General features: G+C 61.6%; 15 protein-coding genes and 1 pseudogene. 11 read left to right on the forward strand and 5 right to left on the reverse strand.

The annotated features are described in order from the left end of the window. Nucleotides 1-21: 21 nt before the first annotated feature. Entirely contained in the window at nt 22-276 is a 255-nt protein-coding gene (locus AC0NIE_RS23680) for a DUF2171 domain-containing protein (protein ID WP_473487927.1), read from the reverse strand. A 245-nt stretch (nt 277-521) separates the two neighbouring features. Between AC0NIE_RS23680 and AC0NIE_RS23685 the strand changes: the two genes are divergently transcribed. The 4 genes and pseudogenes from AC0NIE_RS23685 (at nt 522) to AC0NIE_RS23700 (ending at nt 3,699) form a co-directional block, all read left to right on the forward strand. After that, on the forward strand, nt 522-1,247 hold the full coding sequence (locus tag AC0NIE_RS23685; RefSeq protein WP_473487926.1) for a DUF2259 domain-containing protein: 726 nt from the start codon (nt 522-524) through the stop codon (nt 1,245-1,247). Further along, nucleotides 1,244-1,760, forward strand: a pseudogene (locus AC0NIE_RS23690) (hypothetical protein). Before AC0NIE_RS23685 ends, AC0NIE_RS23690 begins: the two are co-directional and overlap by 4 nt. 59 nt (nt 1,761-1,819) lie before the next feature. Beyond that, nucleotides 1,820-3,127 carry an adenylosuccinate lyase gene (gene purB / locus AC0NIE_RS23695; protein WP_473487925.1) on the forward strand — a complete coding sequence of 436 codons (1,308 nt, stop codon included), beginning with the start codon at nt 1,820-1,822 and terminating at the stop codon, nt 3,125-3,127. Further along, on the forward strand, nt 3,127-3,699 hold the full coding sequence (locus tag AC0NIE_RS23700) for an RBBP9/YdeN family alpha/beta hydrolase (RefSeq protein ID WP_473487924.1): 573 nt from the start codon (nt 3,127-3,129) through the stop codon (nt 3,697-3,699). The genes purB and AC0NIE_RS23700 overlap by 1 nt, the downstream gene beginning before the upstream one ends. Before the next feature lie 16 nt (nt 3,700-3,715). Here AC0NIE_RS23700 and AC0NIE_RS23705 read toward each other — a convergent pair whose 3' ends face one another. Next, nucleotides 3,716-4,528: a VOC family protein gene (locus tag AC0NIE_RS23705; protein WP_473487923.1), complete on the reverse strand. Its 813-nt coding sequence runs from the start codon at nt 4,526-4,528 to the stop codon at nt 3,716-3,718. Nucleotides 4,529-4,833: 305 nt separating this feature from the next. Here AC0NIE_RS23705 and AC0NIE_RS23710 point away from each other — a divergent pair, with 305 nt between their 5' ends. Continuing rightward, nucleotides 4,834-5,382, forward strand: a complete 549-nt coding sequence (locus tag AC0NIE_RS23710) for an RBBP9/YdeN family alpha/beta hydrolase (RefSeq protein ID WP_473487922.1) — start codon at nt 4,834-4,836, stop codon at nt 5,380-5,382. Here AC0NIE_RS23710 and AC0NIE_RS23715 read toward each other — a convergent pair. Further along, on the reverse strand, nt 5,379-6,152 hold the full coding sequence (locus AC0NIE_RS23715; RefSeq protein ID WP_473487921.1) for an HpcH/HpaI aldolase family protein: 774 nt from the start codon (nt 6,150-6,152) through the stop codon (nt 5,379-5,381). The genes AC0NIE_RS23710 and AC0NIE_RS23715 overlap by 4 nt on opposite strands. Nucleotides 6,153-6,362: 210 nt before the next feature. Then, nucleotides 6,363-6,683 (reverse strand): DUF1476 domain-containing protein, encoded by a 321-nt coding sequence (locus AC0NIE_RS23720; protein ID WP_473487920.1) that lies wholly within the window; start codon nt 6,681-6,683, stop codon nt 6,363-6,365. A 276-nt stretch (nt 6,684-6,959) separates the two neighbouring features. Between AC0NIE_RS23720 and purC the strand changes: the two genes are divergently transcribed. From purC to AC0NIE_RS23745, 5 genes are read left to right on the forward strand one after another with little or no spacing between them, the layout of a single operon-like run. Continuing rightward, nucleotides 6,960-7,754, forward strand: a complete 795-nt coding sequence (gene purC / locus AC0NIE_RS23725; protein WP_023674725.1) for a phosphoribosylaminoimidazolesuccinocarboxamide synthase — start codon at nt 6,960-6,962, stop codon at nt 7,752-7,754. Between the two features lie 41 nt (nt 7,755-7,795). After that, complete coding sequence (gene purS / locus AC0NIE_RS23730; RefSeq protein WP_473487968.1) at nt 7,796-8,038, forward strand: phosphoribosylformylglycinamidine synthase subunit PurS; 243 nt, start codon at nt 7,796-7,798, stop codon at nt 8,036-8,038. A gap of 18 nt (nt 8,039-8,056) precedes the next feature. After that, entirely contained in the window at nt 8,057-8,311 is a 255-nt protein-coding gene (locus tag AC0NIE_RS23735; protein WP_473487919.1) for a hypothetical protein, read from the forward strand. After that, entirely contained in the window at nt 8,308-8,976 is a 669-nt protein-coding gene (gene purQ, locus AC0NIE_RS23740; protein ID WP_352934825.1) for a phosphoribosylformylglycinamidine synthase subunit PurQ, read from the forward strand. The genes AC0NIE_RS23735 and purQ overlap by 4 nt, the downstream gene beginning before the upstream one ends. Before the next feature lie 51 nt (nt 8,977-9,027). Then, on the forward strand, nt 9,028-9,438 hold the full coding sequence (locus tag AC0NIE_RS23745) for a hypothetical protein (protein ID WP_473487918.1): 411 nt from the start codon (nt 9,028-9,030) through the stop codon (nt 9,436-9,438). 91 nt (nt 9,439-9,529) lie between these two features. Here AC0NIE_RS23745 and AC0NIE_RS23750 read toward each other — a convergent pair whose 3' ends face one another. Beyond that, on the reverse strand, nt 9,530-9,763 hold the full coding sequence (locus AC0NIE_RS23750) for a DUF1127 domain-containing protein (protein ID WP_473487917.1): 234 nt from the start codon (nt 9,761-9,763) through the stop codon (nt 9,530-9,532). Between the two features lie 92 nt (nt 9,764-9,855). Here AC0NIE_RS23750 and AC0NIE_RS23755 point away from each other — a divergent pair, with 92 nt between their 5' ends. After that, nucleotides 9,856-11,268 (forward strand): aminotransferase-like domain-containing protein, encoded by a 1,413-nt coding sequence (locus tag AC0NIE_RS23755; protein WP_473487916.1) that lies wholly within the window; start codon nt 9,856-9,858, stop codon nt 11,266-11,268. Nucleotides 11,269-11,296 lie beyond the last annotated feature (28 nt).

The following is an 11,296-nucleotide window of genomic DNA, read 5'->3' on the forward strand; positions in this document are numbered from 1 at the left end:
GGTCGTAATTATTGGCCGTGATCAGGTGGGGTCGGATTTCTCTTCCTCGAATGTGACCGCAACATCCGAATTTGCCGACAGCCGCACTTTCTGGCCCTCGACTTCGGCTACGAGGCTGAGCGGAATGAAGTGGTGATGCCCCCTGTGAGCGCCCTCGCCGCTGTCGCGCTTGGTCAGCTTGATTCGTTGTCCCTCAACTTTGTCGACGGTGCCGACATGGACGCCGTCGGCGCCGATCACTTCCATTTGTTCGCGAATGCTGGCTGCATCGGTCATTGTGGGTTCTCCATTAGAGCGCCGCGCGTCCTTTTGGACGCGCAAAGGACGCTCTAAACACTTTAAATCAGCGCATCGTACTTTCCGAAAATCGATTCCGATTTTCGGGCCGATGCGGTGAAGCTGCCACCATAAACAAATGACAGCGCGATTGGATGCATCGGGTTCGCGTCTCAGAGGGCACGACGTTTTGACGATGTCGTGATAGTGATCGAAACAACGCTGGCTGCTCAAACGGAAATCCGATGCGAATTCTTGCCCTGTTTGCCGTTTCCCTCCTTGCCCAGTTTGCAATCTCGCTCGCCGCGCATGCCGGCGACGTCGCCGAGCTTGAAATCCTCGGCTTCGCTGGGGATGGCGGCATCTTCGCCTTCGAGGAATATGGTGTCCAGGACGGGTCGGGATTCCCCTATGCCAATCGCTATTATATCGACACGGCCGACGACAGTTTTCTCAAGGGCACGCCGATCAGGGTGCGGCTTGACAACGAGAACGCAACCCTCGACGCGGCGCGCCTTGCAGCTCGGCAGAAAGGCGAAGCTATCATCAAGCAGGCGGAATTGACCGCGAATCGCGGCATCACCGCCGGCTTCAACCCGGTGACCGAGCTTTCGGCCGATCCGTTCCGCATGGTGGTCAACCCGCGGCCGATCTTTTCGCCGGTCGATGATCCGCTCGAGTTCCGGCTCGACGAGATCGGTATGAACGACACGGAAGCCTGCCAGAGCCTCGGCGAGATCAACGGCTTTCGTTTGCTGCGCATCGAGGCGAAAGACGGCGGCAAGACTGAGCTCCTGCACGAAGACAAGTCGATCCCTAAGAGCAGAGGCTGCCCGAACGGCTATCGGATCGGCGCGGTGCAGACATTTTCCATGCAGGGCCTCAGCGCCTATGCCGTGCTGATCGCGGTACGCCAGTACGGATTCGAAGGGCCGGACTATCGCTGGATCGCGGTAACCGGCCGGCTGTGACGCCGCTCGCCGCCATACACAACCGACTCGATCGTATCGGCAAGGCCTTGCCATCGCCGCGCGCCGCGGTTTGCGGCACCCTGCTGTGGGCCGCAGCGATGGGCGCCAGCGCGCTTGCCAATCTGCTGTTGGACGACTGGGAGACTCCGGCAAAGATCCGCTTTGTCTCGTTGCTCTATGCGGCCGGCGGTGCGCTCGCTTTTCCGGTTGGCCTGTTCCTGGCGCGGCTCGTCTCGCTCGGACGGCATTGGCAAGTTGCCTTGGCGGCCGCGTTTGTCTGCCTTCTTGCCACTACGATCGGCCTTACCGGTGGGCTCTTTGCGCTGCAATACCGTTCCTACTATGCCCAGTGGCATGAAACCCGCACTGACCATCGCCTGGGCCATCCAGTTCGTGCACACAATGGCGACGGCGTTCTATCAATTCATCGTTCTAGGCATCCGGCTTTATTTTCCGCTCGGTTTCATCGCGCTCGCTCTCGCCAGCATCTGGTTTGCGCGGCAGCAGCGTTGAGCATTTTGTCCGGCTCTGTTAGGACGCGGGCGAATGCCCTCGCAAGTCAGGACTGACGGATGATCCCTCGCTACTCCCGGCCGGAAATGGTGGCCATCTGGTCGCCCGAAACCCGGTTCCGCATCTGGTTCGAGATCGAGGCCTACGCTTGCGACGCCCTGGCCGAGCTCGGCGTGATCCCGAAGGAGGCCGCCAAGACCATCTGGGAAAAGGGCGGGGCCGCGAAATTCGACGTCGAGGCCATCGACGAGATCGAGCGCGTGACCAAGCACGACGTCATCGCCTTCCTCACCCATCTCAGCGAATTCGTCGGGCCGGATGCCCGCTTCATCCATCAGGGCATGACATCCTCGGACGTTCTCGACACCTGCTTTGCCGTGCAGCTCACCCGCGCCAGCGACATCCTTCTGGCCGACATCGACGGCCTGCTTGCGGCGCTCAAGCGCCGCGCTTTCGAACACAAGGACACAATCACCATCGGCCGCAGCCACGGCATCCATGCCGAGCCGACCACCTTCGGCGTCAAGCTGGCGCAGGCCTATGCCGAATTCTCGCGCTGCCGCGAGCGACTGGTGCACGCGCGTGAGGATATTGCGACGTGCGCCATATCAGGTGCTGTCGGCACCTTCGCCAACATCGATCCCTATGTCGAAGAGCATGTGGCGAAGAAACTCGGATTGAAGCCGGAGCCGGTGTCGACGCAGGTGATCCCGCGCGACCGCCACGCGATGTTCTTCGCGACACTCGGTGTCATCGCATCGTCGATCGAACGGCTGGCGATCGAGATCCGCCATCTGCAGCGCACCGAGGTGCTGGAGGCGGAAGAGTATTTTTCGCCCGGACAGAAAGGCTCGTCGGCGATGCCGCACAAGCGTAACCCGGTGCTTACCGAAAACCTCACCGGGCTTGCGCGCATGGTGCGTTCCTTCGCGCTACCGGCGATGGAGAACGTGGCGCTCTGGCACGAGCGCGATATCTCGCATTCGTCGGTCGAGCGCATGATCAGCCCGGATGCGACCGTGACGCTCGATTTCGCACTGTCGCGGCTGACCAGTGTCATCGACAGATTGCTCGTCTATCCCGACAACATGCTGAAGAACATGAACAAGTTCCGCGGCCTTGTGCATTCGCAGCGTGTGCTACTGGCGCTGACCCAGGCCGGTGTCAGCCGTGAGGACGCCTACCGGCTGGTGCAGAGAAACGCCATGAAAGTGTGGGAGCAAGGCGCTGATTTCCTTGAGGAACTTTTGGCTGACAAAGAGGTCACCGCAGCCTTGCCCGAAGCCGAGATTCGTGAAAAATTCGACCTCGGCTATCATACCAAGCATGTCGACACGATCTTCAAGCGTGTGTTCGGGGAAGCGTGATGATTTCCGCGGCTGGAGAATTCGATTTTCTCGCCCTGCCAGGACGCGGCAATTCCGGGCCGGATCATTGGATGTCGCATTGGTGCCGGGCGTTCCCCAATTCGAGCCGCGTGCTGCAGGCCGAATGGGACAGGCCGACCCCCGAGGACTGGATTGGCCGGGTGGACGCAGCGATTGCCGCGGCACCTCGGCGCGTGGTGCTGCTTGCGCACTCACTGGCGGTGGCGACGGCGGTGAAGTGGGCGGCCAGCGCCAGCGAAAGCCAACTCAACAAGGTTGCGGGCGCGTTGCTGGTTGCCGCAACCAATGTCGACGACCCTGATCCTTCCTTCGACCTGGTTCGCCCTTTTGCGCCGATGCCGCTGAAACGCTTGCCGTTTCCGACCCTGGTGGTGGCCAGCCGTACCGATCCGCGCGTCACCTTCGACCAGGCGACCGCCTTCGCCGCCGCCTGGGGCGCGGACCTCGCCGACGCCGGCGATCTCGGCCATATGGGCAACGAAACCCGCCTCGGCCTTTGGCCGGCGGGCCTGCTCATGCTCGGCCGCTTGTTGGAAAAGGCCCGGCTCTAACAGGCTTCCAGAACGCTCAAGCCTTGCCGGGAGCGGTCCTGATCACCGTTCCCCATGGATCCTCGCGGGTGGTTGCCTCAGTCACATTATCGGAACGCATTTCGACCCAGGCCAGGCCGGACCGGGAAGAATCGCGACGGCCGGCGCCGGCGCTCTGCCACGAATTGGCGCCGATGTGGTGGTGGTAGCCGCCTGACGACAGGAATACCGCCGCGCTACCATATTTCGCCACCGTGTCGAAGCCGAACTCCTGGTGCCACCAGGCCTCGGCGTCTTCCGGGCGACCGACGCGCAGATGGACGTGGCCGATAATGCTGTTGTCCGGCATGCCATGCCAGCCGGCATCGCCGGCCGGCACGTCGGCGACGACCGACGAAATATTCAGCCGTTCGGTCGCCATCGCTATCTTGTCGCCATTCCACTTCCAGTCCTCATGGCGGCGGTCGGCATAGATCTCTATGCCGTTGCCTTCAGGATCGGTCAGGTAAAGTGCCTCGCTGACCAGATGGTCCGATGCGCCTTCAATGCCGATCTTGTTGGCGATGGCATGGTTGATCCAGCGCCCGAGATCGGTCCGGCTGGGCAGCAGGAAGGCTGTGTGGAAGAGGCCGGCTCTGCGCGGATCGTCGGGCTTCGCCGCTGCATCCGCCTCGATGTCGAGCAAGGGACGATTGGCGGCGCCCAGCGTGATCGTGCCGCCGGCGCGGCTCAGTTCCCGCAGACCGACGACGTTGCGATAGTAAGCGGCCAGGCTTTCGGCATTCCGCGCGCGCAACCCGACGCGGGCAACGCTGACCGGGGTCGTGGCGGCAAAAGGCAGTTCGCTCATCAAAGTCTCCGTTTGGGCGGCCTTCGACGAGATCCCAAAAGCCAGGAGCCCGGCGCCACCTACCATTGTACGTCGTGTCAGGTCCAAATCCGGGTTCTCATTTACACGGCTGTTTCTTCCCGATGACAGATCGTCGATCGCGATCGTTCACACAAGACGGCAAAAAGCGAACATGGTGTTCACTATTTGTGAGCAATCGCACCGATTAGACCCTGTTTTGCGCATGATCTTGTCCAAAAACCGCTTCACACTTTTTGGGATCATGCACGGTTGCACGAAACCGTGTCCCTCGCTACATGCGCGCCATGAAAGTCAGGGATGCAGACATTCTCATCGTGCCGGGCTACACCAATTCCGGGCCCGACCATTGGCAGAGCCGCTGGCAATCGAAATTGTCGACGGCGCGCCGTGTCCAGCAGGCGGAATGGTCGAAGCCGGTGCGCGAAGACTGGACGGCGAGCGTGGCGAAGGCGGTCAACGAGGCAGAACGACCGGTCGTTATCGTCGCGCATTCGCTCGGCGTCGCCGCCGTTGTCCAGGCAATGCCGCAGTTCCGGCGTCTGGTCGCCGGAGCCTTCTTCGTGGCGCCGCCCGACGTCGCCAATCCCAAGATAAAACCCAGGCACCTGATGACCTTCGGTCCCTACCCGCGCGAGCCGCTGGCATTTCCCTCGGTGGTGATCGCCAGCCGCAACGATCCGTTCTGCATGTTCGATGTGGCCGAGGACATTGCCGGCGCCTGGGGCTCGCTGTTCATCGATGCCGGCGATGCTGGCCATCTCAATGCGGATTCCGGCTTCGGCCCATGGCCCGAAGGATCGATGACTTTTGCGAAATTTCTGACCGACCTTTAGGGGCCGATCGAGTCCCTCACGCTCTTCAGCAGGGTCTTTGCCCCCAGACCGATCAGCGCATGCTCGGAGCCCATCGCCAGCAGCCGATAGCCCATCGACACGACACGGCCGGCGATGGCCGGCTCGATGACGTAGATTGCGGCATGCTTGCCTGCCTTGCGTGTCCGCTCGGCGATCGAGGCTACGGTTTCCATCATGCTTTCGAGCGTCGAGTTGACGGCGGCGCCGTTCGACCAGGCGATCGAGAAATCTGATGGGCCAAGGAAGATGCCGTCGATACCCGGCGTGTCGAGGATGCCGTCGAGCGCATCGAGGGCGGCGCGGGTTTCGATCATGGCGAAGGCCATGGTGCGCTCGTTGCTGTCGCGCAGCCAGTCGGCATAGTCGCCCTTGCCATGACGCGGAAAGCCATAAGTCGGGCCCCAGGAACGCTCGCCGAGCGGCGGGTACTTCATGGCGGCGGCAAACAGCCTGGCGTCCGCCACCGAATTCACCATCGGCGCAATCACCGCCTCGGCGCCGAAATCGAGCGCGCGGCTGGCCATGTCGAAGCGGCCGACCGGAATGCGCACCAGCGCCGGTTTGTTGGCGGCCAGCACCGGCCCAAGACCGCGCAGCACGCTGTCCTCGTGGTGTCCGCCATGCTGCATGTCGAGCGTGACGGCATCGAAACCCTGTCTGGCAAGAATCTCGACCGTCAGGGCATCAGGCACGCCGGACCATGCGGTGCACAACGTTTCATCGGCCGCAAGGCGTGACTTCAGGGGCATGGGCGCCTTCCTTATTCGCTCGCATCGGCCCAAAAAAATCGGAAAGCCCGATGCGAGGACTCAAAGTTTTAGAGCGTACTTTGTGCGTCCGAATGGATGCATGTCGCTCTAATGCAGTTCAGCCGGAAACGGCCGCAAAGGCAAAGAAAAACCGCCTGGAGAGACCAGGCGGTCGATTGGTCCAGTGAGTCAATTGGCTCAGAGCAAGGATCAGGTGTTCTTGATCTGCTCGATTGCCTGCGCCATCAGATCGTCCATGGTGCGGCGAATCTGATGGTCCGACTGGACGACCCCGGCTTCGTCGAAATCCTTGCGGATCTTGCGGAAAACGTCGTGATCGCCGGCTTCCTCGATGTCGGCGAGGACTACCTGGCTAGCATAGGCTTCGGCGTCGGCCCCGGCCTTGCCGAGCTTTTCGGCGGCCCACAGGCCGAGCGCCTTGTTGCGGCGGGCCGAGGCCTTGAACCGGAGTTCCTCGTCGATTACGAATTTGCGCTCGAAGCCCTCCTCGCGATCTTTCATGCTGCTCATGGCATCCCTCCGGTCAATCCGATTCGTTGGCAGTTGAAATATGTGTATTGCCGCAGCACAAACCAAAAGGCTGCGGGCCGGTCAATATGGTACGTCACTTGCTGCGCTGCGGCATTTCATTCCGGAAAGCGGTGATTGAAAGGATTTGCCGATTGAGCAAACAGTGCGATTGGGATAGACACCGGCATTGAACCCCTACCGTTGCCGCACTAATTTAGGCAGACGGACAGGAACTGGTCGCTTGCCGCCTGCCCGGAAATCCAGAGAAAAGATCAGATGAAAAATCGCCGCCGCATTTATGAAGGCAAGGCCAAGATCCTCTATGAGGGACCTGAGCCGGGAACACTGATCCAGTTCTTCAAGGACGATGCGACCGCTTTCAACAAGAAGAAGCACGAAATCGTCGATGGCAAGGGCGTGCTCAACAACCGCATTTCCGAGCACATCTTCAACCATCTCAACCGGATGGGCATTCCGACCCACTTCATCCGCCGGCTCAACATGCGCGAGCAGCTGATCAAGGAAGTCGAGATCATCCCGCTCGAGGTGGTCGTGCGCAATGTCGCTGCCGGTTCGCTGGCCAAGCGTCTCGGCATCGAGGAAGGCACCGTGCTGCCGCGCTCGATCATCGAATTCTATTACAAGGCCGACGCGCTCGACGACCCGATGGTGTCTGAAGAGCACATCACCGCTTTCGGCTGGGCGAGCCCGCAGGAAATCGACGACGTCATGGCGCTGGCCATCCGCGTCAACGACTTCCTTTCCGGCCTGTTCATGGGCGTCGGCATCCAGCTCGTCGACTTCAAGATCGAATGCGGCCGGCTGTTCGAAGGCGACATGATGCGCATCGTCGTTGCCGACGAGATCTCGCCGGACTCCTGCCGTCTCTGGGACGTGGCGACGCAGGACAAGCTCGACAAAGATCGTTTCCGCCGCGACATGGGCGGTCTGGTCGAAGCCTATCAGGAAGTCGCCCGCCGCCTCGGCATCATGAACGAGAACGAGCCGCCGCGCCCCGCCGGGCCGGTGCTCGTCGCCTCGACCGATGGCGTCAAAGGCAAGCCGCACTGAGATTTTTGCCGCTCAACACTTCGAACAGGAGCATGTCCAGCGTGATCAAGGCCCGCATTACCGTAACCCTCAAGAACGGCGTGCTCGACCCGCAAGGCAAGGCGATCGAACATGCGCTGTCCGGGATGGGCTTTGACGGCGTCGGCCAGGTGCGGCAGGGCAAGGTTTTCGACGTCGAACTTGCGGAGAGCGACAAGGCCAAGGCCGAGACCGATCTCAAAGCCATGTGCGACAAGCTTCTGGCGAATACGGTGATTGAGAACTATAGTGTGGCCATTACCTGAGGTTGTGCCGGAGGGCAGATGGCCGAGCTTGATGGAAGCTTGATATTTGAAGTCCTCAGGTCCATTCAGTCGCGGCTGGACAGGATGGATTTGACGCTCGGGGAGGTAAGGTCCGAACTCGGCTCCATCCGCGGCCACCTCATTGCCACCGAGGGTGACGTGAAGAACATCTACTGCGTGCTGGCTCGCGAGGACGAGTGCCTGGAACATATTGAACGGCGCTTAGACCTGCGCGAACTTGCCGAAGCCCAGAGGCCTTACGAACCAAAATGAAATCAGCCGTCGTCCTCCTGCCAGGCCTCAACCGTGACCGCGACATGATCGCGGCGCTGACCAAGATTTCGGGAACGCCACCGGTCACCGTCTGGCAGACCGACACCGAAATCCCCGACGTCGACCTGATCACCATTCCCGGCGGCTTTTCCTTCGGCGACTATCTGCGCTGCGGCGCCATTGCCGCGCGCATGCCGGTGATGCGGGCGGTCGCCGAAAAGGCGGCCAAGGGTGTCATGGTCATCGGCGTCTGCAACGGCTTCCAAATCCTGGTCGAGGCCGGGCTGCTGCCGGGCGCCTTGATGCGCAACACATCGCTGAAATTCGTCTGCCGGCAAGTCAAGCTGCAGATCGCCAACGCGAACACGATGTTCACCCGCCGCTATCAGCCGGGCCAGATCATCCGCTCGCCGGTGGCGCATCACGACGGCAATTACTTTGCCGACGCCGAGACGCTTCGCAGGCTCGAAGGCGAAGGCCAGGTCGTGTTCCGCTATGCGGAAGGCACCAATCCCAACGGCTCGATAAACGACATTGCCGGCATCATCAACGGCCAGGGCAATGTGCTCGGCCTGATGCCGCATCCCGAGAACCTGATCGAAGCGGCGCATGGCGGCAGCGACGGCCGGGCACTGTTCGAAAGTGCCCTCGGCATCGCCGCTTGATATCTTCGGCGCTCATCCCTTTTCCGAACTCGAAATAGGCGCCGCCTGACCATGAGACAGACGATTGCCCGCCTCGCTCTCGTCGCCACCGTCGGCCTTGTGCTCGCCTCCTGCCAATCGAAGCCGAAGAACGCGCCGGCGGCTTCGGGTAAGAGCGCGGCACTGCTTGCCATGGAACAGGTGGCGATCGCCGCCCACAAATGCTGGATCGCCAGCAAGGATCCCGCCTTCAAGCCCTATCAGATGGCCAATGAGCTGAATTCATTCACCGGCACACCGCGCTTCCTGCTGGTCCCAGCCAAGCACTATGGCGGAAAGCCGTTGCTGGTCGTGCAGGCGCAAGGCAATTCACGCCGCGTCGACGTCTACGGTCCGCTGATGAACGAGCCGCTCGGTGAACGCATCGGTTCGGACATCGCGCGCTGGCAAACAGGCAATCCGGCCTGCGGTGCGGCTGCGTAGCGTCACGGCCCGCTTGCTGCAGATCGCCAGCCTGGTGGGCCTGCCGATATACCACGCCGCTATTCGAGACGGGGGCACGCGAGACGCATTCTCAGTCCCAGAACGGCCTCAGACCCTCACGATGGGCATCGGCGCGCGAGATGCCGATGTCCTTGAGCTGATCGTCGGTCATTTCCAGCAAGACCAGACGGCTGCGCCTGCGATCCAGCAGGCTGCCGATCCGGTTTGCGAGTGACTGGACCGTGCGCACCAGGCGGCGGATGTAGCCTTGCCGGCCTCCGGGCAATTCAGCTCTCGTGTGACGGATTGTATCGATTGCAGCCATTTTCTTGCTACCAGAATTCGAGATTGTACCTTTTTATTGCGAAACCGATATGTATTGACTCTCAATTCGGTGCAATATAGAAAATTGTCACCATGACAAATTGGCTTCCTGACCTTACGTCCGGCTCCGGGCCCCTCTATCAGCGGCTTGCAGATTCCATTGAAACGGACATCGACCGCGGCGTGATCGACGCGGGGGCAAAACTGCCGCCGCAGCGCGATCTGGCATACGACATCGGCACGACCGTGGGTACGGTCGGCCGAGCCTACCAATTGTTGCGCGAGCGGGGGCTGGTGAGCGGCGAAGTCGGGCGCGGAACCTATGTCCTGGGCGGGCATGAGACCAAGACCGATCTGCTGGCGCCCGACCCGCAGGTGGAAGGCACGCGCTATATCGATGCGCCTCGCGGCAAGCTGCGCTTCGACAGCACGGCTGCGCCGGATATTGGCCAGGGCGACATTGTCGCCGATGTGCTCTCGCGCACGGCGCAGGACCATCCGTATGAAATTTCAAGCTATACACGGGATTTTCCCGACCGCTGGTTCGAGGCCGGCTGCAGCTGGCTGTCGCGAAATTCGTTTCGCCCGAGCCCTGATGGCATCGTTCCGACGCTCGGCACCCATGCCGCGGTTATGGCGGCGATTGCCGCGCTCACCACGCCCGGCGACTATATCGTCTTCGAGCACCTCACCTATTCGCAGATTTCTCGCAGCGCCGGCCTGATCGGCCGCCGGACCGCGCTGGTGACGTCGGACGAGGAAGGACTCGATCCAGAGGATTTCGAGCGCGTCTGCGCGCAAAAACACCCGAAAATGCTGTTCCTGATGCCGACGGCGAAGAACCCCACACTGGTGACGCTGTCGGCAACGCGGCGCGAGGCCATCGCGCGCGTCGCGCGCGAATACAATGTCGTCCTGATCGAGGACGATCTCTATGGCGATCTGACCGACGACCCGACGCCGCTCTTGGCCGAATATGCCCCCGAACGGACCATCGTTGCCGGCGGCCTGTCGAAATCCGTCGCGGCTGGTGTTCGCGGCGGCTGGCTCGCCTGTCCGCCGGCCTATCGCCACCGGATCCGGGTCGCTCACAAGATGCTGACGGGCGGCCTCCCCTTCCTGCTGGCCGAAGTGTGTAGCCGGCTGGTTCTGTCCGGCCAGGCCAGCGAGATGCGCAAGCGCAGCATCGTCGAGATCAATGCGCGCATTGCGATCGTGCGCGAGACGCTGGCCGGGTTCGACTTCAAGGCCGTGGACAATGTGCCCTTTGTCTGGCTCACCCTGCCTGATCCATGGCTTTCCGGCACGTTCAAGAATGCCTGTCTCGAACATGGCGTGCTTATCGATGATGAGGACGAGTTCAAGGCGGGCCGTTCCGAGCAGGTTTTCCACGGCGTGCGTTTCGGCGTTTCACAGCCGAGTCGGCGAGAGGACATCGCGGGCGGCGTCGGCGCGATCAGGCGGCTTCTGGACGAAGGCCGTGCCGGTTACGACAGTTTCTCCTGAGTCAGCTTGAAACCTGCGGATCGAGTAG

The sequence above is a fragment of the Mesorhizobium sp. WSM4842 genome, assembly GCF_055901575.1.